The organism is Desulfurococcus sp. (genome assembly GCA_026626905.1).
Lineage (GTDB): Archaea > Thermoproteota > Thermoprotei_A > Sulfolobales > Desulfurococcaceae > Desulfurococcus.
On sequence record JAPNUX010000003.1, the window covers coordinates 1 to 24,128 of the forward strand.

The 24,128-nt window shown below is 46.7% G+C and carries 30 protein-coding genes and 1 tRNA gene; 21 read left to right on the top strand and 10 right to left on the bottom strand.

Annotated features, from left to right (window positions below; all coding sequences use genetic code 11):
- Positions 1-101: 101 nt before the first annotated feature.
- Genes OWQ48_01995 through OWQ48_02005 form a run of 3 tightly spaced genes read left to right on the top strand, consistent with a single transcriptional unit; the run spans position 102 to position 2,157 of the window.
- Positions 102-788, top strand: coding sequence for a hypothetical protein (locus OWQ48_01995; GenBank protein MCY0867988.1), 687 nt, complete (start codon positions 102-104; stop codon positions 786-788).
- Positions 789-839: 51 nt separating this feature from the next.
- Positions 840-1,517 (top strand): hypothetical protein, encoded by a 678-nt coding sequence (locus tag OWQ48_02000; protein ID MCY0867989.1) that lies wholly within the window; start codon positions 840-842, stop codon positions 1,515-1,517.
- 43 nt (positions 1,518-1,560) lie between these two features.
- Positions 1,561-2,157 carry a hypothetical protein gene (locus tag OWQ48_02005; protein ID MCY0867990.1) on the top strand — a complete coding sequence of 199 codons (597 nt, stop codon included), beginning with the start codon at positions 1,561-1,563 and terminating at the stop codon, positions 2,155-2,157.
- 15 nt (positions 2,158-2,172) lie between these two features.
- Here the strand turns inward: OWQ48_02005 and hxlB are convergent, their stop codons facing one another.
- The gene (gene hxlB, locus OWQ48_02010; GenBank protein ID MCY0867991.1) at positions 2,173-2,778 is read right to left on the bottom strand and encodes a 6-phospho-3-hexuloisomerase; all 606 of its coding nucleotides are present in this window, start codon (positions 2,776-2,778) and stop codon (positions 2,173-2,175) included.
- 332 nt (positions 2,779-3,110) lie between these two features.
- On the opposite strand from hxlB, the gene OWQ48_02015 reads away from it, so the two are divergent.
- Together OWQ48_02015 and OWQ48_02020 are read left to right on the top strand one after the other, a co-directional pair.
- Positions 3,111-4,055: a D-2-hydroxyacid dehydrogenase gene (locus OWQ48_02015; protein MCY0867992.1), complete on the top strand. Its 945-nt coding sequence runs from the start codon at positions 3,111-3,113 to the stop codon at positions 4,053-4,055.
- Positions 4,056-4,059: 4 nt separating this feature from the next.
- On the top strand, positions 4,060-4,827 hold the full coding sequence (locus OWQ48_02020; GenBank protein MCY0867993.1) for a DUF5603 domain-containing protein: 768 nt from the start codon (positions 4,060-4,062) through the stop codon (positions 4,825-4,827).
- Positions 4,828-4,877: 50 nt separating this feature from the next.
- Here the strand turns inward: OWQ48_02020 and OWQ48_02025 are convergent.
- Together OWQ48_02025 and OWQ48_02030 are read right to left on the bottom strand one after the other, a co-directional pair.
- Positions 4,878-4,980 (bottom strand) — tRNA-Thr (locus OWQ48_02025).
- 150 nt (positions 4,981-5,130) lie between these two features.
- Positions 5,131-5,505, bottom strand: coding sequence for a TOBE domain-containing protein (locus tag OWQ48_02030; GenBank protein MCY0867994.1), 375 nt, complete (start codon positions 5,503-5,505; stop codon positions 5,131-5,133).
- A 59-nt stretch (positions 5,506-5,564) separates the two neighbouring features.
- Between OWQ48_02030 and OWQ48_02035 the strand changes: the two genes are divergently transcribed.
- Both OWQ48_02035 and OWQ48_02040 read left to right on the top strand, forming a co-directional pair.
- A complete protein-coding gene (locus OWQ48_02035; GenBank protein ID MCY0867995.1) occupies positions 5,565-5,921 on the top strand; it encodes a hypothetical protein in 357 nt (118 codons plus the stop codon).
- Positions 5,922-6,128: 207 nt separating this feature from the next.
- Entirely contained in the window at positions 6,129-7,181 is a 1,053-nt protein-coding gene (locus OWQ48_02040) for a hypothetical protein (GenBank protein MCY0867996.1), read from the top strand.
- On the opposite strand, the gene OWQ48_02045 is transcribed toward OWQ48_02040, so the two are convergent.
- Positions 7,178-7,996: a D-aminoacyl-tRNA deacylase gene (locus OWQ48_02045; GenBank protein ID MCY0867997.1), complete on the bottom strand. Its 819-nt coding sequence runs from the start codon at positions 7,994-7,996 to the stop codon at positions 7,178-7,180. The two genes, OWQ48_02040 and OWQ48_02045, sit on opposite strands and share 4 nt — an antisense overlap.
- Positions 7,997-8,083: 87 nt before the next feature.
- Between OWQ48_02045 and OWQ48_02050 the strand changes: the two genes are divergently transcribed.
- Both OWQ48_02050 and metG read left to right on the top strand, forming a co-directional pair.
- Positions 8,084-8,788, top strand: a complete 705-nt coding sequence (locus OWQ48_02050; protein ID MCY0867998.1) for a hypothetical protein — start codon at positions 8,084-8,086, stop codon at positions 8,786-8,788.
- A 37-nt stretch (positions 8,789-8,825) separates the two neighbouring features.
- Positions 8,826-9,152: a methionine--tRNA ligase subunit beta gene (metG, locus tag OWQ48_02055; GenBank protein MCY0867999.1), complete on the top strand. Its 327-nt coding sequence runs from the start codon at positions 8,826-8,828 to the stop codon at positions 9,150-9,152.
- 125 nt (positions 9,153-9,277) lie between these two features.
- Here the strand turns inward: metG and OWQ48_02060 are convergent, their stop codons facing one another.
- Genes OWQ48_02060 through OWQ48_02070 form a run of 3 tightly spaced genes read right to left on the bottom strand, consistent with a single transcriptional unit; the run spans position 9,278 to position 12,272 of the window.
- Complete coding sequence (locus tag OWQ48_02060; GenBank protein ID MCY0868000.1) at positions 9,278-10,660, bottom strand: CoA-binding protein; 1,383 nt, start codon at positions 10,658-10,660, stop codon at positions 9,278-9,280.
- A gap of 35 nt (positions 10,661-10,695) precedes the next feature.
- Positions 10,696-11,274, bottom strand: a complete 579-nt coding sequence (locus OWQ48_02065) for a phosphoesterase (protein MCY0868001.1) — start codon at positions 11,272-11,274, stop codon at positions 10,696-10,698.
- Positions 11,271-12,272, bottom strand: coding sequence for a hypothetical protein (locus OWQ48_02070; GenBank protein ID MCY0868002.1), 1,002 nt, complete (start codon positions 12,270-12,272; stop codon positions 11,271-11,273). The genes OWQ48_02065 and OWQ48_02070 overlap by 4 nt, the downstream gene beginning before the upstream one ends.
- A gap of 60 nt (positions 12,273-12,332) precedes the next feature.
- On the opposite strand from OWQ48_02070, the gene OWQ48_02075 reads away from it, so the two are divergent.
- Positions 12,333-13,013, top strand: a complete 681-nt coding sequence (locus tag OWQ48_02075; protein ID MCY0868003.1) for a phosphatase — start codon at positions 12,333-12,335, stop codon at positions 13,011-13,013.
- Here the strand turns inward: OWQ48_02075 and OWQ48_02080 are convergent.
- Both OWQ48_02080 and OWQ48_02085 read right to left on the bottom strand, forming a co-directional pair.
- Positions 13,010-14,188 (bottom strand): nicotinate phosphoribosyltransferase, encoded by a 1,179-nt coding sequence (locus OWQ48_02080; GenBank protein ID MCY0868004.1) that lies wholly within the window; start codon positions 14,186-14,188, stop codon positions 13,010-13,012. The genes OWQ48_02075 and OWQ48_02080 overlap by 4 nt on opposite strands.
- A 2-nt stretch (positions 14,189-14,190) precedes the next feature.
- Positions 14,191-14,607, bottom strand: a complete 417-nt coding sequence (locus OWQ48_02085; GenBank protein ID MCY0868005.1) for a secondary thiamine-phosphate synthase enzyme YjbQ — start codon at positions 14,605-14,607, stop codon at positions 14,191-14,193.
- Between the two features lie 96 nt (positions 14,608-14,703).
- Here OWQ48_02085 and OWQ48_02090 point away from each other — a divergent pair, with 96 nt between their 5' ends.
- The 9 genes from OWQ48_02090 (at position 14,704) to OWQ48_02130 (ending at position 21,740) form a co-directional block, all read left to right on the top strand.
- Positions 14,704-15,276 (top strand): Hsp20/alpha crystallin family protein, encoded by a 573-nt coding sequence (locus OWQ48_02090; protein MCY0868006.1) that lies wholly within the window; start codon positions 14,704-14,706, stop codon positions 15,274-15,276.
- 39 nt (positions 15,277-15,315) lie between these two features.
- Positions 15,316-15,837: a metallophosphoesterase gene (locus OWQ48_02095; GenBank protein MCY0868007.1), complete on the top strand. Its 522-nt coding sequence runs from the start codon at positions 15,316-15,318 to the stop codon at positions 15,835-15,837.
- 32 nt (positions 15,838-15,869) lie between these two features.
- Positions 15,870-16,727, top strand: a complete 858-nt coding sequence (gene udp / locus OWQ48_02100; GenBank protein ID MCY0868008.1) for a uridine phosphorylase — start codon at positions 15,870-15,872, stop codon at positions 16,725-16,727.
- Complete coding sequence (locus tag OWQ48_02105; GenBank protein MCY0868009.1) at positions 16,728-17,660, top strand: PfkB family carbohydrate kinase; 933 nt, start codon at positions 16,728-16,730, stop codon at positions 17,658-17,660. It begins immediately after the preceding gene.
- Positions 17,657-18,025, top strand: coding sequence for a hypothetical protein (locus OWQ48_02110; protein MCY0868010.1), 369 nt, complete (start codon positions 17,657-17,659; stop codon positions 18,023-18,025). The genes OWQ48_02105 and OWQ48_02110 overlap by 4 nt, the downstream gene beginning before the upstream one ends.
- An 18-nt stretch (positions 18,026-18,043) precedes the next feature.
- The gene (locus OWQ48_02115; protein ID MCY0868011.1) at positions 18,044-18,508 is read left to right on the top strand and encodes a hypothetical protein; all 465 of its coding nucleotides are present in this window, start codon (positions 18,044-18,046) and stop codon (positions 18,506-18,508) included.
- A gap of 112 nt (positions 18,509-18,620) precedes the next feature.
- Positions 18,621-19,595 (top strand): glycosyltransferase, encoded by a 975-nt coding sequence (locus tag OWQ48_02120; GenBank protein MCY0868012.1) that lies wholly within the window; start codon positions 18,621-18,623, stop codon positions 19,593-19,595.
- Between the two features lie 12 nt (positions 19,596-19,607).
- Positions 19,608-20,951, top strand: a complete 1,344-nt coding sequence (locus OWQ48_02125) for an MATE family efflux transporter (protein MCY0868013.1) — start codon at positions 19,608-19,610, stop codon at positions 20,949-20,951.
- 36 nt (positions 20,952-20,987) lie between these two features.
- Positions 20,988-21,740 (top strand): nucleotidyltransferase family protein, encoded by a 753-nt coding sequence (locus OWQ48_02130; protein MCY0868014.1) that lies wholly within the window; start codon positions 20,988-20,990, stop codon positions 21,738-21,740.
- On the opposite strand, the gene upp is transcribed toward OWQ48_02130, so the two are convergent.
- A complete protein-coding gene (upp, locus tag OWQ48_02135; GenBank protein MCY0868015.1) occupies positions 21,737-22,402 on the bottom strand; it encodes a uracil phosphoribosyltransferase in 666 nt (221 codons plus the stop codon). The genes OWQ48_02130 and upp overlap by 4 nt on opposite strands.
- A 112-nt stretch (positions 22,403-22,514) precedes the next feature.
- Between upp and OWQ48_02140 the strand changes: the two genes are divergently transcribed.
- Entirely contained in the window at positions 22,515-22,685 is a 171-nt protein-coding gene (locus OWQ48_02140; GenBank protein MCY0868016.1) for a hypothetical protein, read from the top strand.
- A complete protein-coding gene (locus OWQ48_02145; protein MCY0868017.1) occupies positions 22,682-24,127 on the top strand; it encodes a sodium:solute symporter family protein in 1,446 nt (481 codons plus the stop codon). Before OWQ48_02140 ends, OWQ48_02145 begins: the two co-directional genes overlap by 4 nt.
- Position 24,128: the final 1 nt, after the last annotated feature.

The following is a 24,128-nucleotide window of genomic DNA, read 5'->3' on the forward strand; positions in this document are numbered from 1 at the left end:
TACCGTCATGCCCAGTAGCCTTTAAATCTACATTCACCAAATATAAGTGGGTGGTAAGACTAAAGATACCTGGTATCACGTGGCTAAGTAGATGCTGATATATGGTAGTAAACAGGCTAGCAGAGAACTCGGGAGGCTACTGCTTCATGGAGCGCTCAGCGAATACAGGTTTAAGGAACAGCGGATTAAAGATGTCACTTACTACTCTCGTTCTCGTGGTGGAGGCTGGCTCAGCAGGCTTTTATGTGACGGTGACTCGAAGCTTAGCTCCGATTTTCATGGCGTTCCTCGGATTCAGTATCACAGGTATCATGCTTGTGACATCTATTGCTTACCTGATTGCTCTAGCTGTAATCCTGCTTTTACGTTGGCATGGTGTTCGAAGAATCCGCAACATGCTGCTAGTTTCACATGGTGTTGAACGAGTAGCGTGGGGGCTGCTCCCTTTAACCGCTGTACTCGACTGGAGGATGCTTGTAGCCGTGTATGCTCTTGCAGTAAGCTTTGCAGCTATAACAGGCCTGCTGATTGGTGTCGTCGTCTACAATGTTCCCGGCGAGAATGGGCCTCGTCGTTTAATTGCCTACCGTAATGCAGCGTTTACCGCGACTAGTATTATTGGTAGTCTAACAAGTATTATTGTACTTGCGGCGATGAGCAGTTACTTCAAGTACATCTACCTCTACACTCTAGCAGCTATTATTGGATTACTCGCTACAATTCTGCTAGCTTTAGTAAAATTACCGGTAGCTGATGAAGCCTCCGCAATTAATAGCACAGTGACTTAGAGTGATGTAGAAGTCAAGTCTAGTGTAGTCTTCACCTTCATGGTTTTATTCATGGCTTCTAGCGCGGTGCTTAACGTTGAATGGGGACCCTACATAATGCATGAGCTTAGAGCACCCGACTACACTGCAGCCCTGCTGGGTTTCACAGGCATGATTACTAGTATTATAGCTAACTTATACTGGCTTAGAGTAGACTACTCAGCCTATAAACGCTCACTGCTAATCCTACCCCTGGTACCAGTAGCTGTAGTACTTGTAAGAAGCCTTCCACTTCACTTCGGGCTTAACGCGATATACGCGTTCGCAGCGACTGGGGCATCTCTACTAGCCAGCTTCCTCTACGCTGATATGTCTAGGAAACTGGGAGCATTTACATCATCACTTATGACGACAATAGCTTTTCTCTCATCGCAGGCGGTAGGATTGCTTACAGCACTAGCAGTTTTTCAGGCGGGTACCTGGGCTACATTCCTCTCTGCAACCGCATATGCTACTCTAGCAGTCTTTACAGCTTTCTACTCGCTGCCAGAGGTAGCTGTAGTGCCGCGGGATCAAGCGTTACTCCACGCTAGGAGGCTGCATCTAGTTGCTAGTTCCACGTTCACTGTGGTAGTTGTGGCTTCAAGGCGAACAATTATAGTAGTCTTGAGAACACTGGCATTCACGCTTGCTCTACTCATACTCTTATTCCTCTACAGGCTTCTCTACCTGCTATTAATACCCATGTAAAGCAATTAATGCTCTAAGTGTCAGAGTGCCTGAGGTGGTTGCCGTGAACCCGAGTGAGATTATAGAGTCAATTATAATGAGCGTGGGGGGCCTTGTACCGAGGCTAGCTGTCTCGGCTCTAGCTGCAGCAATATTTGCGTTGGTCTCGGTGCTAGTATTCAAGCTAGTCTCGATTCTTCTCTCAATCTCGAGAGTTGACGACTTCACCACCCCTATGTTGAAACGCTATAGAATACCCTTCACGCTCTCCTCCCTAGTAAAGGGATTGCTAGCCTTCGCGTTAGCCCTGTTAACTCTATATGCATCTATAGCAGCAGGGTTCCCAGAGTACACTCAGCTTGCATCTGAGATTATTGTTGTCTCAGCTAGGATTGCAAGCGTTATATCCATGATAATTCTCGCCTATATTGCAGTTAACTACCTAGTGGAGATGCTGGGGATGAGGAAAGGTCTTGGAGGATTCATGGCGCTATTAATGTTCAATATAACACTCATACTAGTGGTTGATATAGCTGTTCTAACCCCTGAGGTCAAGCAGGCGTTAACATGGGGGTTGAGCCTCGGGCTGGGTTTAACAATAGCTGTCTTTGCAGTATGGTACTTCTTTGGGGATGTATGTAGCAGAGTTCGGCAGGCTTAACGAGAAGGCTTTAATTTACTCTATGTTAGCGTGACGGTTCCTTAAGTCTTCCTCGGATACCCCGAGCTTCTCCATGAGCTCAGCTATTACGCCGTCAAGGAATACTAGTAGTGTATCCTCGAAGAGCGTGCCTAGAGGAGCTAGTGGTTCATGCATGCCTAGTATCTGCCTACTCACGTAGTCGTCTTCTCTGGCACTCTTAGTTCTACCCGGTACTCTTACTACTATATCAGCTAGCTTTCCGAGAGGACTATCAGGGTATGTGGTGATAGCTACTACTCTAACGCCAACACTCTTCGCGACTTCAGCTGCCGAGACGACAAGCTTTGTCTGCCCGGAACCTGATATTGCTACAAGGATATCGCCTGGCGAGGATTTCGTCAGGATAGTTTCACCGATTACGTACACGTTAAAGACTAAGTGTAGGAGCCTCATTGCAAACGCCTTAGCAACTAAACCACTTCTCCCAGCACCAACAACAAAGATTTTCCTCCCAGTCTTTGATGCTTCAATAAGCGTGTCGATGAATCTATTTTTCTCCTCATCGCTTATGATCTCAATGCTTCTGAGGGCAAAGTCTATTATTGTAAGCATTGCATCCCTTGTCTTCCCGGAGACCATTCGTATCCCTTAAACTGGTATTCTCTATGAGGCTTTTTAAAGTAAGCTACGTAATCACTCATTGACACCTGCAGTTGAGGTGAAACGGTGAGTCGCAGGACACCGGGCTACCCTCGGGAACTAGCAGGTATCTCTGAGACTGTAGTAGTCGTAATTGAAGGGTATTAATGATAAATGCTGGTAGTAGTCTAGGATCCCCGTATAGCTAGATCAAGCTTCTCTATAATACCTATATTGAAATGTATTAATTTAAGTGGTGTTAGTTCTTAAAAGTTTTCCGCCCACATCAATTATAACCCCTGCCTTAAATGATTACTTTGAAGGGGTGCTACATGACCTCTCAACTCAGATACAGGATATTAGTAGCCAGTCATATACACGAGAAGGCTATAGAAGCGTTAAAAGCTAGTGGATTCGATGTAGCTGTGAAAGAGGAGCCGAGTGAGGAGGAGCTAGCTTCAATTATCAAAGGATTCCATGCTCTAATAGTCCGCAGTAAACCACTGGTTACCCGGAGAGTAATAGAGGAAGCTGACTCCCTTAGAGTTATAGCTAGAGCCGGGGTGGGAGTAGATAACATTGATGTCGAGGCAGCGAGGAGCCGGGGTATAGAGGTTATTACGGCTCCTGAGGCTTCAACTGTAAGTGTAGCCGAGCTGACAGTTGGATTAATGATCTCGGTTGCCAGAAAAATAGCTTTTAGCGATAGACACATGAGGAGAGGGGAGTGGCCTAAGAAGCAGGCCATAGGGGTAGAACTCTACGGTAAAACCCTCGGGGTGGTAGGGGCAGGGAGAATCGGGTCAACTGTAGCAAGAATATGCAAGCTAGGCTTTAACATGAACATTCTCTATTATAATCTCTCTAGGAGGGAAGACCTCGAGAAAGAACTTAATGCAAAGTTTGTTGACTTGGAAACACTCTTAAGGGAGTCAGATGTTGTAACAATACATGTACCTCTAACACCTGAAACACACCACTTAATCAACGAGGAGAGATTAAAACTCATGAAGAAGACTGCCATCATAATTAATACCTCCAGGGGGCAAGTCATCGATACCAAAGCGCTGGTAAAAGCATTAAAGGAAGGGTGGATTGCAGGAGCAGGATTAGACGTATACGAGGAGGAACCGCTTCCAGAAAACCACCCGTTACTAGAGCTTGAGAATGTTGTTTTAACACCACACATAGGTGCTAGCACCGTAGAGGCTCAGGAGAGAGCCGGCTTAGAGGTTGCCAGTAAGATAATCGAGTACTTTAAGAGCCGGGTGGTGTAGGCGGGTGAGTAGTGAAAGCGGCAGGGTGATAATAAAGCTACCTAAGACCAGCATACCCTACAAGTATATTGAACCTGTACTCATAGACATCGATAACCTAGTCATCCACGAGGAGATCGTGGAGGCAAGGTTAAAAGAGCTTACGGAGAAGATTAGAAGAGAGAATGCTGTTGACATGCCTATAGTGGTAGCACCGATCCCGGGGACCAGCAAGTACCTCATAGTAGACGGGCATCATAGATGGGCTGCTGTAAAAGCCCTTGGCTACAGGAGGATCCCCTGTATAGTTATCGACTACTACAGCCCTGATGTAAAGCTGAAAACATGGCTACCAGGTATTATCGGGGACGTGAAGCCTGTTCTCGAAGAAGTAGCTAGAAGGGGGTTGAAGACATCGACCTGCGATTACACTATAGATAGCGTGTTAGAACTGGATCCAGGGCTCCTCGAGAAATCATCCTTCATAGTGCTTGGAAGAGAGCTCTGTGTAGCAATTAATGGTGGAATTGAGGGACAAAAAATAGTTTCCCGAGTGCTCAGTGATCTAAATCTAAAGGATCTCGTAACCTTAGTATACTACGGTGAACTTGTAGAAGCGGTTGAAGACTTGAAGACAGGCTGGCTATCCTACCTATTCGTGCGTAAAGCTCTCACCAAGGAGGATGTCATGAACTACGTTAAGAACGGAGGAGTCTATGCTCCTAAGACCACCAGGCACATCCTACCATTCTACCCTGCTAAAACGTACACGCCGCTAGATAAGCTCCAATAAGCAGATTTTTCGACACCAATATAATACTACACCGTCAAGGAAATCGGAGAAGCCGCCGGCGGGATTTGAACCCGCGTCCACCGGCTTTCTCAACGGGCCTTACCAACCAGCCGCTTACAAGGCCGGCGCTCCACCGGGCTGAGCTACGGCGGCGTATAAACCAGTATTCGATTAACTCCTAGATAGGCTTAAAAATTAACAGCTTGCTGGATCTCCTGCAGGCGGTATTCGAGCTAATTCATTAGGATGCTTTCATGTTATTAATATTAATTGAGATATTTTGAGATATTGTAGCCTGCTCTACTAGTATATGGCTTTTTGCGTCTTCTTATCAAAGAAGTACAAGTGATCCTCATCGGGCTTCCAGGTTATTTCATCGCCTATACTAATCTTAACTCTGCTTGGAATAACTGCTGTATAGTCGATGTCTCCTTTTATAGTGAAGTGAATGATAGTCTCTGTGCCTGTTAGTTCGCAGCCTGTTACTCTTGCTGTGTAACCCTCAGAACTCCTAGCTCCAATGATTATGTTCTGCGGCCTTACCCCTAGTACTATGTTTTTACCAATATACTCCTTCAGCTGGTCGCGGTACTTACTGGGGATTCTAATAGAGTACGCCTCTACATCTAGGAGTAAGGAGCCATCTTTCTCTAGAAGTGTCCCCTCAATAAAGTTCATTGGTGGTACACCTATGAAGCCTGCTACAAACATGTCTAAGGGTTTTTCGAAAAGCCTTGGTGGAGTATCAACCTGCGCTATACTACCCTGGGGATCTCGCAGTGAACTACGACTACTATATTAAGAGGACAACTCACGAATCCTCACTTTCAATACCAATGTATGCAACAGCGGCTGCAATCATCGGAAAACACGGTGATGCATTAGAGCTCTTCAAGAGGGCGTTGAGAACAGATACTGAAGACTACTACGGTAATACACGCGACGGATTTCATGTAGCAGCGGCAGGAGGCTTATGGTGGATAATACTCCACGGATTCCTCGGCGTGAAATTCAAGGGTGGTAAAGCGGTCATCGGCAGAGAGAGATTACAAGGTGGAATCCAGGTTTCATCCCCGTTAATTTCAATCCAGTAGCTTCTAGTTTTATCTCAGTTACTTTATTCGATGGTTTCTAGGAGGAGATACCACGATGAATACACTATATTCACGATTCATAGCAGGTAATCCATTAGTGTCAGCCGGGGATTCAGGGCTCATCAATTGCCTGCGGCAGGGCGTCATCATCCAGAATAATTAAATAACCCTCAATGAGGTTTATAACCCTAATACAAGGTGTCCTGGTTGCAGGGGTCACTGGACAAAATTGTAGATAAAGTATTGAAGGGCGGAGTCCACGTAGTCTTTAGGCCTCTAGACGTACAGTTGCATGGATACTACTCTAAGGAGAGTTTAACTCTCCCCATGACTGGTAGAAGAGGTAGAAGCATTGGACTTGGAGTACTAGAGGTAGTAGTAGAATCTAATAGCACTAGCATCGACTGGAGGCTCAAGTTGAATGGTATAAGTGTCACCAGGGAGTTTAAGCCCCACTATACAGTTAAGTATAGGGATAAAATTGTCTCTAAATTCGTCTACGATGTCACATCATTCTTAAATGTCGAGGAGTCCAGGGAGAGAGACTGGGTTAATCTCACTGTTAAATATGAAGGTGGAGAGGCCTTCAAGCTCAAGAAGATTCAGCTTATATCACTGTACGAGGAGCAGTATTCCACTACGGATCTAAGATATCAGACAGGGATACTATTGTTAAACCCAGGGGAAGCCTTCCCTCTAAGCGACCTATCGAGTAGAGTGCCTGATGCCGGGGTAAGCGAGCTGCGAGTAGCAGGGTATGTGACGAAGACTTCATGCCGGTTATCTGTAGCCGTCGACGGAGTAAAGCATGAGTTCGCTGGGAGTAGTGTAGAGGGATTTGAGGAGTTCGTGATACCGGGTGCTCTAGGCTCTTCAGGTAGTATTGCGAGTATTATGAATGAAGGCGTGGATGGAGCCGTGATTATCTCAAGTATCCTGCAGTACGCTTCGCTAATGAGTATACCCCGTCTTGAGGTTGAGGATGTCAGCGTTAAACGGCTTGGAGAAGGCTTAACGGTGAATGTATCACTGGTGAATAAAGGTGAGGCTCCACCAGACTACATTATCTACGTTGTAATGGATAGAGGAAGTATACTAGCATCTCACAGAGTCCATATCCCCTTGAAGCCTGGTGAAGTATTCAGTAAGGAGATAGTTATTCCCAGGGTACCTAACTCTCTTAGAGGAGTGACAGTGAGGATTATATGGGGAAGGCTTGCTAGAGTATGGATGACTGAAAGAAGCGTGGACTTGAATTAAATGTATTCTACCTGCAACCCCCTCTCAGCTGCGAACTCCTCGATAAGGGCTCTATGCTCCAGCCTAGTCCCCTTCTTCTCGACTACTAGAGCTTCAGGCTTAACAATGCTTCTTTCAACCATGGATTTCAATATCTGCTTAGAGAGGTTTTCTAGAGAGTACTTAGCCATTATGTGGCCATAGCACACCGGCTGTGTTAAAGCTATCTCGGAGTGCTTGCGCGGGTAGTGTCCTCCACCAATACCTGCTACCGGCCTGCAATCATCTTTAATCCATCCTAGTAGAAAGCCCATTACGGCATCCCCGATAACCTTATGGTTAACGGGATCGCTCCACTCATCCAGTGTACTACCGATCTCCACGAACACTACTGGCTTGGAGAGACTTGTTGGACCATGGTGTGTCGCTTCATAGCCCACATAGTACTCTCCTCTACCATAGCTATCTCTGTGAGTCTTTACTAGTCTAAGAAGCCTCCATGCTGTAACTGGTGATGCAACTCCAAGCTCCATGGGTTTCCCGCCGTAGAGAGCCTCCCTACCGTAGTTCCCTGTATGGTGTACTGTATAGCTTTTAACACCGGCTTCACTGCTATGCCGTGATAACACTATGTACTCGGATGCGAAGGGAATCTTCTCCTCTAGGAAATCAAAGTATATTACATCCTCTTCGAAGCCGGCTAGAACGAAGCCATTGCCTTCAAAGTACTCGGGGATCCCGGGCTTCTCCACTGCATGGAGATTTAAGGATTCAGTAATATGCTTTGCGATTCCTCTACCAGCTGGATCCCTTATACTGTAGACTAAGCCTATCAAAGCTTACTCCACCTTCACTGAGCACGCCAGCTAGATATAGAGGTTTAACACGTATTATATATTAATAAGAGCGGGGAGCCTGCAAGAGTGAGGGAATTGCAGAAGAACCTGTGGATTGAGAGGAAGAGGAAGTTCTGGCTTAGACTATGGGAGGACCTAGAGATAGGATACCTAGATAAGGATCTCCTTCCTCTACTAGTAGTCCTAAATACCGAGGAGAAGATATACACCATGAGTAGCTGTAGCGGCAGGATATCAGCAAGCGACTCGGAGACTCCTTGGAGCAGGAGCCTGGATTCCACAGTCATTTTCAAAAAGCATACCCCAATAGTATTAGAGGAAGTGCTTAAGCTCTACGAGATACCAGTCTACAGGAGGATATGGCTTAATGTAACCGGGCCTATAATCCACTTATCGACAGCGGATCTAGCAACAGCAGTTAAAGTATTAAGGATTGCAAGAGCAAGCGGCTACAAGCATAGCGGTATCCTAAGTATCAGTAGAAGTAAAGGGGTTATTGTAGAGCTTACAACAGGCATCTATCTCTCCCTGCTCTTAAGAACTAGAGACACTGATATAGTTAAGCAGAGTGAGCTCAGCAGAGTAACCCAGTTAGTCAATGAAACCCTCTACGAAGGAAAGAAGAAGCTTTCAATACTATACGTGGAGCTAAAGAAAATTCTACCGTGGAGCCTCGACGAATATGTTGTAAGATACCTTGAGGAGAGAAGGATAAGAGTACATGAGAGGAACCCTATAGATGTCTTCGAAGAGCTCTCTAAAAGCATATAAAAATCAACAAGAGAATCAAGTGCAAGTGGTGGGCTCAGTGGAGCAGATTGGAGTAGAAGAATTCAAGAAGATTGATCTAAGAGTAGGATTTGTTAAATCGGCAGAAAGAATCCCCGGTAGCGAGAAACTTATTAAACTAGTAGTGGATTTAGGTGAGCTAGGTGAGAGAGTAGTAATTGCAGGCTTAGGTAAATGGTATCAACCCGAGGAATTCCAGGGTAAACACGTAGTAGTTGTCGCCAACTTAAAGCCTAAGAGAATGATGGGCTATGAAAGCCAGGGGATGCTGCTAGCCACAGATACAGAACCCCCAGTACTAGCAACAGTTGAAAAACCAGTTAAACCCGGCTCGAAACTTCTCTAGAAGCCCCTAGAGTTGTTTACAGCCGCTTGAATTGATTAAGCAGTAGTTAAAAACCTCCTGGAGTCTAACGTGTTTTACGATGGCTTGATTTTCATTGAATACACGCCTATACTTCTAGAGATCCTTCAGCTAGTTGAAGCAGCTAATCGCTCCAGGTACTTCTTGTAGCTTATCATCTTTGAGAGAGCGTGGACAGCTCGCTCAGGTGACGGGTATGCTGGTATGTTGTGTCTATTCAGGTATTTTATAGCCTCATAAGTGTCCTCGCCACCTACGAAGCCTGCTAGAGTTGTCTTGTCTATTTTCTCGGTCTCATAGAACTCTACGATCGCCTTAGCTAGATCCCGAGGGTCTAGTACTGCCGTCCTACAGTACAGTATGACAATATTATCGATTTCATCCGATTCATGCGCTATCTTTAACGCGTTAATATAGTTCTCGACTACCGCCTGGCCTGTTAAATCTACAGGATTCTTAGGACTACCGAACCAGGGCATTACTGATTTAAACTTCTCTTTTAGCTCTGGGCTTGGGTCAAGCAGCTTTACGCCGCTTAGTTCTGCAGCATCGGTTGCGAGTACTCCGACACCGCCGCCATTAGTTATAATAATCGTGTTCTCGCCTCTTGGTAGTGGCTGGGTTGCGAAAGCTCTCGCTACATCGAACATTTCTTCAACCGTGTAAGCTCTTATCACGCCAGCCTGCTTGAATGCTGCCTCGTAGAGGCTATCGCTTCCAGCTAGGCTACCGGTATGGCTTGCTGCAGCTGCCGCTCCTCTCATGCTTCTTCCAGCTTTCACTATGATCACGGGTTTCTTCGCGGTAACCCTTCTCATTCCCTCAACGAACTTCTGGCCTTGCCCAGGTTTCAGTCCCTCAAGGTATACTGTTATAACAGCTGTATTAGGGTCGTCGGCCAGGTACTCTGAGAGCTCTACGACATCTAAGTCAGCCATGTTTCCAACGCTCAGGAGTGCTGAAATACCTATTTCATTCATTATTGTCCAGCCCATTAACGCTATTCCGAGAGCACCGCTCTGCGAGATCAATGCTATATTACCTCTGGAAACCTCCAGTGGCCCGAATGTAGCATTAATACTGGAGGGAGTGTAGACGTAGCCGAAGATGTTGGGGCCGAGAATTCTCATTCCATACTTTCTAGCGGTTTCTACAATCCTATTCTCGAGGTCTACATTGCCGACTTCAGAGAATCCTGAGGTTATCACGACGGCTACTTTAACACCCTTCCTGCCGGATTCCTCGATAACCTCAGGTACAGCGTTGGCTGGGACAGATATTATAACTACGTCGACTTCATCTGGAACATCGAGTATCGAGGGATAAGCCTTGTACCCTAGTATCTCCTCGGCTTGAGGGTTTATAGGGTATACTTTACCTTGGAACCCGTACCCCTTTATATTTCTGAGGATAACGTGACCTATTTTCCTCGGGTCACGGCTGGCTCCTACTACAGCTATGCTTCTAGGCTTAAACAATTCTTTAACCATAGCGGCATCACCGATTAGGGTTAAACTCCCACCTCCTATTTAAAGAGTAGACTTTTTATTAGAGTCTTAAACTCCTTTAATTCAACTTTATAGGTATGGTTGTATATCTCTATAAACGCGTAGCTTCCTCTCCAAGCGCTTCCAGGGAATACAGTGTTCTCCAGCACACGTGGGGTTACGCATGAACCGGCTACTACGAGTAGAGGTTTTACCTCCTGGATTATCCTTCTAACGGTATCACTGTAAACGCTACAGTACTCTACTCCCGGCTTATATGTTGCCAGAACATCTACCTTAACTCTCCCAGGGTATATGGGGATGACACCTAAGCCCATTACCCTATATCCTTCTAGCTCGACTACTCTGCTTTCCAGCAACCCATTATAGTTCTTTAGTGACTGAGCGATTGATGCATCATCAAGCCTTCCGAGAACTCCGAGTACTCTAATACCACACTCCTCTACAAGCCATTTGATGATGCCTGGTGATACTGTGTCGCCTAGTAGCAGGATCGTGTTGGCGTTTAATACACGTGAAGCTATGCAGAGAAGTCTTGAGAGGCTTCTAGACCCTCGTAGATCGTGGACGGCGATTAATCTGAGGTTTCCAGTCAAGCCTGCTGCACCGGGGCGATTAACCCTTTCTCCTCGATAACCCCTACTAGAATCCTACACTCACCTCTGCTACACTGTAGAAGTCCTCGAGTAAAAGCTTTTCCACCCTCGTAGAGCAGGGGTATGTAGAGGGATTCAAAGCTCTCAACAAACAATATATCTGCTGGGGGAACGACTCCCCTGATAACTTTATACCTGTCAACTCTACTTCGGGAGGGGTAGTTTAACGCCTCAACACCTCCTGCAAGTGATACTTCAGCTTCAATAACTCCGAGAGTCTTAAAGAATCTCTCACTCGCTGATAGACCGTGGACTCCACTACTATATATAATAGAGTATTCTCTTCCATTGAAGACCCCGCGCCTCCAGTTCCTCTGGAGTGCTATAGCCTGCTTTAAGGTTAAACCCGTCCTCTCGGAGACTCTAACCGCCCACTCGTAAAGCCTGCCTCCAGTTAGAGGCTTGAATATATCCTTGTTCTCGGAGATTCCTTCAAGCAGGTCTACAGCCATCCTCCACCCGTAGACTACTAAGTCTATGTCACTACGCTCAGGATTATGGATGCCTGGGAGAAGTGAGCCGGTAACTCCTAGCTCATTTAAACTCCCTGTTAAATCACCCAGGTAGCTGTACATTCTAGCTGCACTGGCTTCAAGAATGTCTCTGGGAGAGCTAATTATCTCCATGAAGCGTTCAACCGGGTTGTATACTCTTACAACGTGAGCTCTAGGAGCGTAGGGGAGAACTGCATCATAGTAGGGCACGTAGATCCTCCAAGGTGTCCCCTCGTAGATTTCTTTCACTTCATACCATTTAACAAGCCTCTCTAGAGGAAGCCCTTGAAAGACCCACTGAGATGATCTTGTGCTGAGAGGACAGTACTTCACGTAGCCTATGAATCCACAGCTTAAATGCCTCTCGCCGGCTACAACGAAAAAGCAGTTATTGTACAACCTGAGATAGTAGTGGTCGAGTACCCTGTGAAACTCTTCCTGCACAGTGAACCCCAATGATGTTTAAAGTAAGAGGGCTTCAATAATTATTAGTGGTGGCCTGCTGTGAAAGCGATTGCAGTAGCCTTAGATTACGATGGAGTCCTCGTTGACAGCTATAAGGGCGTCCCAGTATTCTACACAGAGGATCTTCCATCCCTAAGTAGCGTAAGCTACGATTACGCTAAACGCCTCCTCTACATCGAGTATCTCGCCGAGGGGCTCGGGCTGCTGAGAGAAGACATATGGTTTAAATTCATACCCGGCTTAACGAGTAGCATGCTCGACGAGCTAATATCAAGGTACTGGGAGCGGAGGATCGAGTACTCGACTAGCCTCCCGGGATCCAGGCATGCTCTCGAGAAGCTCAGCTCTATGAACATCAGTGTATACCATGTTGGGTACAGGGATGATATATACGGGTTGAAAGAGCATAGGATTGAAAGCGACGGCTTCACAAGGTACTTTAGAGAAATCTACGTTGTCGGCGAGAACACGTCTTCAAGACTTCACGCGCTCCTAGAGATACTCGGAGGCCACGATGTAGTCATCTACGTGGATGACAAGCCGTTAAATCTAGCAGTAGTAGAAGCAGGCTTGAGAGACGAGCTTAAAGGTAGAGTTATCCTCGTTAAGCACAACTTTAAACCACCCTATAGCCCGGCGTGGGTAGGCCCCCATGGTGAATACATAGAAGTCAGCAATCTACTCGATGTAGTGAGGCTTGTAAAGAAGCAGGCTGGCTAGTCTAGTATCTCAGGCTCTGGTAGTTCTCTCAGCTGCTCTATCACGTATCTTCTAATATCGTTTAGGCTTGGTAGCTTCCGGGTTAACTTGCCGTCCTCTAGATACTTCTCTAGTAGAGGAGTATATCCTTCTGGAACTCCTTCAGGCTTCTCCATTAGCGTGACCACATCGTTTAATCCAGGCCTCTTCCTGTAAACCTGCTTAGCGCCTGGTAGCTTCCCTCTCTTCGTGACAGGCTTCCACTCACCATCCTCGTATACCTCAACGATATCCGCGCTTATATCCACGCTGACCGGCATTGCTATGCTAGTTCCTACTCCGAATGCATCCACGATATCCTTCAACCTGGCGATCTCCTTCTCGCTGAGCCCGCCGCTTACAACTATCTTGACATGCTTGAAGCCGTGTATATCGAGGGTCCATCTAACCTCCTCTACAATCTGCCTCATGTCTCCACGCCTGCTGCTCGGGGTATCGAGTCTTACACCGTAGAGCCTGCTACCTAGGAGCCTGGCTGCCCTTAAAGCCTCCTCGCGTTCATCTAGGAAGGTGTCAACTAGCATTATCCTTGGTACGTCTTGCTCGACTACTTCATCGAAGGCCTTCCAGGCTTCACCTTGATCCCCGAAGACTATGATTAATGCGTGAGGCATGGTTCCAGACGGCTTTAAGCCGAGGTATCTTTCACTTAAAACGCCTGAGACAGCGTCGACGCCACCTATGTATGCTGCTCGATCAGCCATTGGAGCTATTGCTGGATGAATAGCTCTCAAGCCGAAGAATAATACTGTTTTATCCATGGCCAGCCTCTTGATGCGGGCAGCTTTACTCGCTATGCTCGAGTAGTGTCTTAGGATGCCTAGGATTGGAGTCTCATATAATGCGAAGTCATCATAGTAGCCTTCGATTATAAGTAGTGGTTCTTTGGCCTTAAACAACGTGCCCTCCGGCATCGAGTATACTGTCACAGGCTTATCTTTCAGCAGGTATAGTACTTCCTCGAGGCCAGCGTAGACAGCCCACTCGTACCCTTTAGGTAGCTTCATAGCATGAAACTCCATTCTCACCTTTCTTCTAATACCCTTAGCCTTAAGGATCCTATGGGTTCTCTCAAAGTATATGTCTGTAGCATCCCCCCTTAGTATCTCCTCCTCACTAGCAATGTAGAGCTTCAAGGCTACTCACCTATAACTGTCACAATAACTTCTCTCGTGGAGCGGGGGCCATCCATCTCCACGAAGAACACGTTCTGCCAGGTCCCCCTAGCTATCCTACCCTCTACTACTGGAAGTATTCTCTCAGCACCGATTATTGCTGAACCTATATGGGCGTGGGCATTATCATCTATAAGGTTGTGCCTCCACCTTCTGCTCCCGGGCTCAGTTAGATCTTTAAGCTTATCAATAATATCATTGATTAAGCCTTCCTCATTCTCATTGAGTACTATGGCTGCTGTAGCATGAGGGGCGTGAACAACTACGATTCCATTGCGTACACCAGACTTTCCTACAGCCTCCTCTACTATACTGGTGATATCAATTAACTGGAATTTCTCTCTAGTCGAGAACCTGGCGACATGATGGTATACCTTCAATAAGACCACCCTGTTAGCACACTAGATTCTAAAATATTGTAATCGGGTTAAGTTAAAATAAGGATTAAGGTATACTGAAACATGGTGGTGTAATTGGTGGATGAATGGTGGCGTAGGAGGAGGAGAACTTACTGGGATGAAGACGTATTCGAGGAGTTTGACAAGATATTCGAGGAAATGGAGAGAACTATGTGGGAGCTTATGAGGAGGTTCACCAGAGGATTCACGGAAGAAGACTTCAAGAGGCTGGAGAAAGAGCTTGAGAAACAAGGAGTTACACCATACATCTACGGCTTCAGTATAACAATAGGGCCTGATGGAAGACCACTAATAAAGGAGTTCGGTAACGTGAGGAGAGTACACGGTAAACCCGTTATAACAGAGGAGAGAGAGCCGTTAATTGATGTCTTTGAATCTAAGGATGAAATTACAGTTATAGCTGAGATACCTGGTGTAGACAAGGATAAAATCGATGTTAAAGTACTAGAGGATGGAAGTACACTAGTGATAAGTGCAAGCGATACTAATAGAAGATACTATAAGGAGGTGGAGCTCCCCGCTAGAGTAGACCCCTCCTCAGCGAAAGCATCGTATAAAAATGGTGTACTAGAGGTTAAACTGAAGAAGGCTGCTGGAGAGCGGAGAGGAGTCAAGATAAGCGTCGAGTAGTTTTTTAGCGCCTAGCTTACAGGCCCCTGGGATCCTCTCATGCTAGTCGGAGTTATCAGCGACACGCATGACAATATTAGTGCAACTAGGAGGGTTATCAACGAGCTGTTAAAACAGGGTGTTGAACTAGTAATTCACCTCGGGGATGTAGTAAGCCCATTCACGTTAAAATACATGAGGGAGGCTGCTGGAAACCTAAAGTTCATTATCATCAAGGGAAATAATGATGGAGATGTATACATGCTTAGCAAGCTCTCAGAAAGCTACGGCTGGAGGTTCTACGATGGATTAACCATCATAGAGCTGGATGGCAGGAGGATACTGGCTATGCACGGCTACGGGGATACATTAACCGTGGAAGGCTTAGTTAACAGTCTAGCAGGCTCTACAGGAGTGGATGGAGTCCTCTACGGGCATACCCATAGAGCTAGGCTAGAGCATGTCGGCGGCAAACTGATTCTAAACCCCGGCGAGGTATGCGGCTATCTAACTGGTAGATCCACCTATGGACTAATTGATACTAGAACCATGAAAGCGAATATAATTACTCTTGAATCATAGCATGATGAGTATACAGGTAAAGGGTGTAGGCTATGAGCGAGAGGCTTAAGAGTGCAAGCCGCCCTGAAAGCGGAGAGGGCAGACAGTACCATCTGCAAGTTAAACCTGGTGATGTAAGCCGGTACATCCTCCTGCCAGGGGACCCCGAGCGGGTTCCATGGATAGCTAGCTTCTGGGATAAATCATGGCTGGTCGCTAAGCACAGGGAGTACGTGACTTACAGCGGCTACTATCATGGAGTCTTCATATCAGCAACTAGCACAGGTATAGGTGCTCCAGCTACTGCAATAGCTGTTGAAGAGCTGGCAAGGGTAGGCGGGGACACGTTCATCAGGGTGGGTACTACAGGTGCTCTTAAACGCGAGATCAGTGTTGGAGACCTGGTGATTTCGACTGGAGCAGTGAGGCTTGAAGGCACGAGTAGGCACTACGCGATACCAGAATACCCTGCTGTTGCAAACTATGATGTAGTCTTAGCTCTAATAGAGGCGGCTGAGACTCTTGGAGTTAGATACCATGTAGGGTTAACAGCTAGCAGTGATAGCTTCTACGTGGGCCAGGAGAGACCTGGATTCAAGGACTACCTACCTCCCTTCCAGAAAGGCTTAATCTCGTATCTTAGAAGCATGAACGTGTTGAACTTTGAGATGGAGGCTTCAATAATATTCACACTTGCCAGCATCTACGGGTTGAGAGCTGGAGCTGTCTGCGCAGCTGTAGCTAACAGGGAGACAGAGGAGTTCGTAGTCAACGCTGGTGTTGAAGACGCTATAAGAGTAGCGAACGAGGCTGTCAGAATACTAAGTGAATGGGATGAAGAAGCTAAGAGGAAGGGGAAGAAGCATATTACTGCATCAATAATAAAGAATGCTGGTAGAGGAGGAAGCTGATTGAGTAGTAGCTGGAAGCCACTTCATGTTAGCATAGGCAACTTCAACATAGATATAGCACTATACATTGATAGAATACCAGGCTTAGACGAGGATGTTCTGGCAAGAAGTATAGATGTAAGGCCTGGAGGAGCTGCTACAAACTACGCTGTAGCAGTAGCACGCTACGGCCACCATGCAACACTAGTAGCCTCTGTCGCAGACAGCCCGCTAGTGAGAGAAAGCCTCGACATCCTAAGAGAGCTGGGAGTCAACTTGCATTTGAAACATGTGAACGCTCACCCTGGAATGGTCGTGATACTCGTCTACTCTAATAGCGCTCGGTCAATGATAACTAGCCCGGGAGCAAACGCGTATCTCACGCCAGGCGAAGTAGAGCAGAGCCTACTGGATTCAGCAAGCGTGGTTCACATGGCTACAATACCCCCTGGGAAAGCCCTTGAAGCTGCAAGAAGAGTTAGAGAAGCCCTGGTCACCTACGACCCGGGGAGGCATGCTAGAGCATCTTGGAGCGAGTTGCGTAGCCTGCTAGAGCATGTAGACGTATTCTTCATGAATAGAAGAGAGTACAAGGAACTAGCTAGTAAAACCAGCATCAAGGAGATATTCGATCTAGGTGTTGAAACAGTAGTGGTAAAACTAGGCGAGAAGGGTGCTGTAGCCCTCACAAGAGATGGGGGAATATACCATGCGTACGTTAAGCCTCAGGGAGAACCAGTTGACTCCACGGGGGCGGGCGACGCCTTCGACGCCTTCTATAATGCATCATACATAGATACTAAGAGCGTGGTGGAAGCACTTAAACACGGAGTTTCAGCTGGAGCACTAAAAACACTCTGCGAGGGTAGCCTGTTGACATGCTGGAGTAGAGATCTATTCAATAAGCACTTAGAGTCAACAGTGATCAGAGAAGTCGAGGAAATACCTGAATGATTAAAGCAGGCAGCCGGGATGCCGAGCTTATAGGAGACATTATAGCTGCTTGGAGTCGTAGCACGCTGAACATACTGGAGTGCGGGCCCCGCATAAGGGTATCTTTCACTGATCCCCTTCTAGCCGGGAAGTATGGTGCTGGAGCCGTAATTCAAGCTTCAAGAATACACCTAGTTCCCCCTATGCTCTCCCTGGATGAAACCTTTGAGAGATACATCGAAGTCTACAAGTATTTATCTAGCTTTGCTTCAAGTATCCAGTGCTTTAAGGTGATTGTAGTATTAGACGACTGCAGTGAGGAGTACAATAGAACACTGTTAATTCACGAGGCTCTACTAGAGCTCCTGAAACCCGGGATAGAATAACTAAGACTCAGTATAATCTTGGAGAGGCTCTTGAGATATAGTAGCGAGCTCAAAGCACTCGATAGAATAGATGTCAGTGAAGACGAGTACTTAAGGTATCAGGAGCTCCGCGAAAAAGTCAGCAGGCTTATACGAGAAGGCTTAAAGATAACTGGGAGCGAGGAAGTGATGATTAAAGCTCTAAGCCTTGCCGAGGAAGCGTTAAGGAAGACAGGGAAAGCTGTGTTGAACACTAGTCTCCTAGATAGCATACTCGGCTTGAACACTGGAGGTAGCATGATCACAGTCAGGCTCTCTAGTCTCGTAGAGAAGTGCAGTGGAAAGTATGCTGAGCTCTACAAGAGGATGGTGGAGAAGCTGGAGGCAGTGTACGGTAACATATACCTCGTCCTCACACCAGAGTACTCAATCCTTAAACGCTTGCCAGGCATGGAAGAGAAGACTGTAGTCATCGAGTGGTCGTTAAGCTATAAGAGTATATAGTGTGGCGAGAGGTAGATAGGAAGGAGCGTGAAGATTCAAGTAGCCCTAGAAGCTGTTAGAGAACCAAGGTGGGTACAACGCATAGTATTAGGCTTTAATGGGGGAGCTAATAGTGCCGGTGGCCAGGGTACTCTTAGTAGCAGGCTATGGGGGTCACGCCGGCCTAGCCTTCAGTATAGGGTACTATCTCGCTAGGAGGGGAGTTGAGCTTGATGTATTAGTTCCTAGAGGCTACGAGTGGGTTGAGAGAAAGATGAGCACTCTCGGCAGGATTGTAAAGGCTACACTACCTAGGAGACCGGCTGAACCACTATATAGAGGGCTTCATAGATGGCTTCGTGCATTTAGTGAGTCGCTAAGTATATGCAGGGAGGGATACAGTACTGTATTCGCATCCGGCTCTAACTTCTCAATACCTCCGGCAATCCTCTGTAGGGTTAGAGGCTCGAGGATACTAGCTGTAGAGGATGTAGCCAGGTTTACTGAGAGGTCGAGGGCTGTTAGCGTACTCTATAAACTGGGAGCCACGGTGTTTCTCCACTGGGAGGAGCAGGTGAAGCTGTATAAGAGAGGGGTGGTGGCAGGCCCAGTGTACGAGCCGGCAGTATATGAGCCTAGAGATGAAGGCTATATTCTAGTCACTACAGGCACCTTCGGGCATAGAGAGCTCTTTAATGCTGTAAGCGAGTTAAACCCTGGAAGAGTAGTCTTGCAGACAGGTGATGTAGACCCTGAGCCCTACAGGAGAAGGCATCCCGAGTGGATTGTATTCCAGTACACAGATGACATACACAAGTGGATAGCGGGGGCAAGCGCCGTCATCACACACTACCCGGGTACAACAGCACTTACAGCTAGACTCTCATATGGTAAGCCTGTTGTAATGGTTTACTCCCCGAGACATAAGCTGGCTGCTCCTAGAGAAGACGCCTGGATACTATCAGGTAAGCTCAACGCAGTGTACCTTGAGAGGCCGGATGCCGAGAGGCTTGAAGAAGCACTGAAGGAGGCTTCCAGGATGCCGGTTCCAGCATACCCTAACGGCGGTGAATATATCGCAGAGTACATTGCTAGGCTAGTGGACTGAGAGGTTATAGGAGTGAAAATACCTAGTGTTACAGACGACCCGGAGGTTAAATCAGCTCTTAAAACAGCACTACCCCTAGTATTCGTTGAACTCGCTAATAGCATCTACTCGCTGACAGATACCTTCTTCGTTAAAGGACTCGGCAGTGATGCTATTGCAGCTCTCGGCATAGCCGGGTACCTGCTAATGCTTCTCCAAGTATTCTTCACTCTCTTCCAGACTCCTCTCCTAGTGCTGGCCTCGCAGAGTCTTGGCGCAGGGGATACACGGGGAGCTAGGCTTGTAGCTGGAAGCATAATTCTCGAGGGTGTTTTCTACATGATCCTCGTGTCAGCAATACTGTACCCTTTCTCCCCTGTAATTATCCAGCTTCAATCCGGGGCTTCAGGCCCCGTGCTCGACTACTCACTAGAGTACTTTAGGATAAGGCTTGCAGGATTTACCATTCTATTCGTCTCCCTAGCTTTAGATACCATGATAATTGCTAGCGGTAAAACCTTTTTATCTCTCATATCTAACTCGCTGGGACTTACAGCTAATGTAGTATTAGACCCCTTGATGATATACGGGCTATACGGGTTTCCAAAGCTCGGTGTAGCTGGAGCAGCCTGGGCTACAGTTGTTTCTTCAGTGATGGTGATTCCTCTTCAATTATACTACTTGAGGAAGCTTAAGCTCCTTCCAGCCACCTCTATAACACCATTCAATCCCTCAATGATGAAAACAGTGGTTAAACTCGGGCTACCAGCCTTTATAGAGAGAGGAGTACTCTCCTTTGGCCATAATGTATACGCTGGGGTAATATCGAGGCTCGGCGCCACAGCAATGTCAGCCCATAGTATTGGGATTAGAGTTGAGAGTCTCATCTACATGCCTGCCTTTGCATTCTCCATTACTGCTTCAACACTAGTAGGGAGACGTGTTGGGGAAGGAGACCTTGAAGGTGCTAGAAGGCTGGGTGTTAAAGTCGTATGGCTTGGCGCCATCGTAGAGGGAGTACTAGGTGTTATAGTAGCCTTGTTAAGCTACTATATTACAGAACCATTCTCTCCATCCAGCGAGATCCACTCACTGGCGTCAATCTACTTAATTATAGCCGGCTTCAGCGAGCTAGGATTAGGGCTTGGAGTAATCTCGAGTGGAGCAATGAGAGGAGCTGGAAACACGAAAATACCGTTCGCTATTAACTCACTATCCATCATAGTCTTCAGGATAACTCCCTCTTTCATTCTAGCCAGGTACCTAGGCGTTATAGGCCCGTGGCTCGCAATGTTCATGGATGTATATTTCAGGGGTATTGTAGCTTTTATTGTGCTTACAAGGTACTTCCAGAGGATCGCGAGAAGAGTTATATAGAAGGCTGCTCATTACTAGGTATTAGAGGAGGTCTTCATGGCAGCTGCTCTCAGTGATACCATGGCTCTCGTGCTAGCTGGCGGGCAGGGTTCGCGGTTCCGCCCTTACACTGATATTCTCCCTAAACCCATGATCCCGGTCGGATTAAACGAGAAACCCGTCTTAGAATTAATCATTAAATGGCTTAGAAAGCACGGTGTAAGAGATATACTTCTCCTAGTAAACTACAAGTGGAAGTATATCTACAACTACTTTGAAGACGGCTCTAGATTCAACGTGAAGATAAGGTATTCTATCGAGGAGGGAGCAGAGTACACGGGTACTGGCGGAGCAGTATTGAAAGTGTTCAGGGAGGGCTTAGTTGGAAGCAGGGCTATTATATGGTATGGTGACATACTAGCTCCACTAGACGTGAATAAGCTAGTGGAGTACCATGTAAAATCGAAGAGTGATCTAACACTCGTAGTTGCAGGCAAGTATAAGGTGCCAGTGGGTGTTGTCAGAATTGACGGAGAGAACAATATTATTGAGATACGGGAGAAGCCCGTGATAGATATGAATGTGACGATAGGTGTAGGCGTGCTAGAACCCTACCTATTTGATGAAAAAATTGAAGAGGAATTAGGGAAGAACTTCGACTTCATGGGGGAATTCGTTCCATGGCTAATCAGCAGAGGCTATAGGGTTAAAGCCTACGTCTACGAGGATGTATGGGTTGATGTAGGAAGCCTTGAGAGCTATAAAAAACTAGATATGGAGTGGGTATCCAGGATCTTCGAGGAGTACTAGGATCCAAACGCTCTATCGCCTGCATCGCCGAGGCCGGGCACTATATAGCCTTCATCGTTTACCTCAGGATCCACGGCTATCGTGTAAAGCTTTAAGTCTAATCCTCTCTCCTCAGAGTAGCGTTTAAGCCTGCTTATAGCGAGCGGTGTTGTTATCACTGAAGCCACATAGTATCTCTTCGCTTCTCCAAGCTCTCTCAGCTTATCTAGGACTCTTACCAGCGTTGAGCCTGTTGCAATCATTACATCACTTACTACAACTATATCGTTTCTAGTAATTCTCGGCGCTTTAACGTACGATATCTCCACTTTGAATACTCCATTCTTCATCCCTTCTTCCTCGACTCTCCTAGCAGCTATCACGCCCTGTCTAGCAGTATACAGTATTTTTATAAGGCCTTCTGTGAGAGGCCATGCTGCTCTCAGCACTGTCACCACTATAATATTCTCCAGATCCTTGATTCTACACCCCTCCGCTTTAACACCAAGTGGCGTTTTAACATCAATTCTCTCGCACTCGAAGTCCTCGATTATTTCTAACCCGAGTATCCGGCCGAGCCTCACCAGCCCTTTACGGAACTCTATCTGACTGGTGTTCTCGTCTCGCAGGCTTGTGAGAATAGCTTGTGCATACTTTCTGCTAACAACTCTAACCTCGAACATTGAAGCCCTGAGTGGATATGTGAAGCCGTGGTTATAAATCCAATTGAACTAGGAGTTAACGATTAGATTTTAACCGTCTTGAACGAGGATTAAATGTATTTAGGGAGCTGCCGTGAGGAAAGCTTATGTAGCGGGAAGCATCGTAGTAATGCTAGTCTTCTTTCTAGTACCCTACCTATTGCTGGAGAATACACGCGGGTTTGAATTACTCTTATTCTGGAGCCTTCTAACTGCTGCCTGGATAGCTGTATCAGCAATCTACCTGTGGAGGAGTACGCCTTGACCACCTTTATCGCCGCTTTAATCCTCTACATTTTAGCCGGTACGCTGATAGCACTTGCATCGAGTAGGCTTGGTGTTAGAAGTGCTGAAGACTATATTAAAGCAGGTGGCAGAGTTGGCGGGCTACTCAGCTTCGCATCCTATGCTGCAGCAACCTACAGTGCATTCATGATGATAGGTCTCGTTGGATTAACCTATGCTACAGGTGCTGGAGCCCTTGGATTCGAGCTCTCCTATCTACTAGCGACAGTAATACTGCTCTCCACAGCAGGATATAAGATATGGAGTCTTTCAAGAAAAAGAGGCTGGATGACCCCGCCTCAAATGCTCAGGGATCTCTACTCCTCTAAGCTTCTAGGCCTGCTTACAACAGGACTCTACATTATTGCAATGATACCCTATATTGCAGCGCAAATCCAGGGTCTCACCGTGGTATTCAATTACGCTGGATTTAATCCAGAGTTAGGCGTAGTTGTAAGTGCTATCATAGCTTACCTGTGGATACTTTCAGCAGGAATGTGGAGTCTTGCTACAACTGGCTTGTACCGGGATCTCGTGACTCTCGCCGGCAGTATTGTATTTATTACAGGGCTCCTAGATGTTTCTGGAGTCACCGCTCTCAATGCTCTCAGCACGGCTGGCGAAAAAGGCTACCTTGGGTTAACAGGCTTCTGGACTCCTCAGGTTTTCCTAGCTTATACTACTCCATGGGTTTTCTTCGCTGTCACAAACCCGCAGGTTGTTGTAAAGCTGTTTATTCAGAGAGATAGTAGAGCGTATAAGAGAAGCGTGGTTTTCTTCGCTGTCTTCGGGCTGGCGTACACATTGATGGTAGTGATAGCCGGGCTTATAGCAAGAGGGTTAACCGAGATGGGGTTGCTGCCCTTGATAGCTAGACGTGATGATGTAACAGTATGCCTGCTCTCCAGGTTCTTTGATCCAGTATCATCATCGCTTATTGCAGTGTCAATTACAGCTGCAGCAGTTTCAGTTACCAGTAATATTATCCACGTTATCGCTAGCAGCATCTACTCGGAGCTTACCGGTAGAGTAAGAAGCAACCCTCTACTAGTACTCAATGTGCTCGGCTTAGCTGTGACAGCAGTATCCTCTACTATAGCTTACGCTAGAGTTTCACACATAGTGGATTTAAGCGTGATGACATCGGTATTCCTGCTCCCTCTAGCCCCTCTTACCCTTCTAGGCGTCTACTTCGAGAAGCATGTAGGCAGGTATACGAGGACTGCTTCTATAATCTCTCTTGTCACGGGGGCAGGTATAGCTGGTGCTAGCACTTTGATTAATGGGGCTAGAAATGCTTTCACAGCAGTATATATGGGTATCCCGGTGTCGCTCTGGGTTCTCGTGGCTTCTACTACAGTGCTCACAGCAGGTTTAATACTGGATTCGGCAATCCATGGTAAGCAAAGTTTAAAAGTGTAGT

Coding starts and splice junctions, on each gene's coding strand:
- OWQ48_01995 (MCY0867988.1), top strand. CDS start 102: ATGGTAGTAAACAGGCTAGCAGAGAACTCGGGAGGCTACTGCTTCATG.
- OWQ48_02000 (MCY0867989.1), top strand. CDS start 840: ATGGCTTCTAGCGCGGTGCTTAACGTTGAATGGGGACCCTACATAATG.
- hxlB (MCY0867991.1), bottom strand. CDS start 2,778: ATGGTCTCCGGGAAGACAAGGGATGCAATGCTTACAATAATAGACTTT.
- OWQ48_02015 (MCY0867992.1), top strand. CDS start 3,111: ATGACCTCTCAACTCAGATACAGGATATTAGTAGCCAGTCATATACAC.
- OWQ48_02030 (MCY0867994.1), bottom strand. CDS start 5,505: ATGAACTTTATTGAGGGGACACTTCTAGAGAAAGATGGCTCCTTACTC.
- OWQ48_02060 (MCY0868000.1), bottom strand. CDS start 10,660: ATGGTTAAAGAATTGTTTAAGCCTAGAAGCATAGCTGTAGTAGGAGCC.
- OWQ48_02095 (MCY0868007.1), top strand. CDS start 15,316: ATGCTAGTCGGAGTTATCAGCGACACGCATGACAATATTAGTGCAACT.
- udp (MCY0868008.1), top strand. CDS start 15,870: ATGAGCGAGAGGCTTAAGAGTGCAAGCCGCCCTGAAAGCGGAGAGGGC.
- OWQ48_02110 (MCY0868010.1), top strand. CDS start 17,657: ATGATTAAAGCAGGCAGCCGGGATGCCGAGCTTATAGGAGACATTATA.
- OWQ48_02130 (MCY0868014.1), top strand. CDS start 20,988: ATGGCAGCTGCTCTCAGTGATACCATGGCTCTCGTGCTAGCTGGCGGG.
- upp (MCY0868015.1), bottom strand. CDS start 22,402: ATGTTCGAGGTTAGAGTTGTTAGCAGAAAGTATGCACAAGCTATTCTC.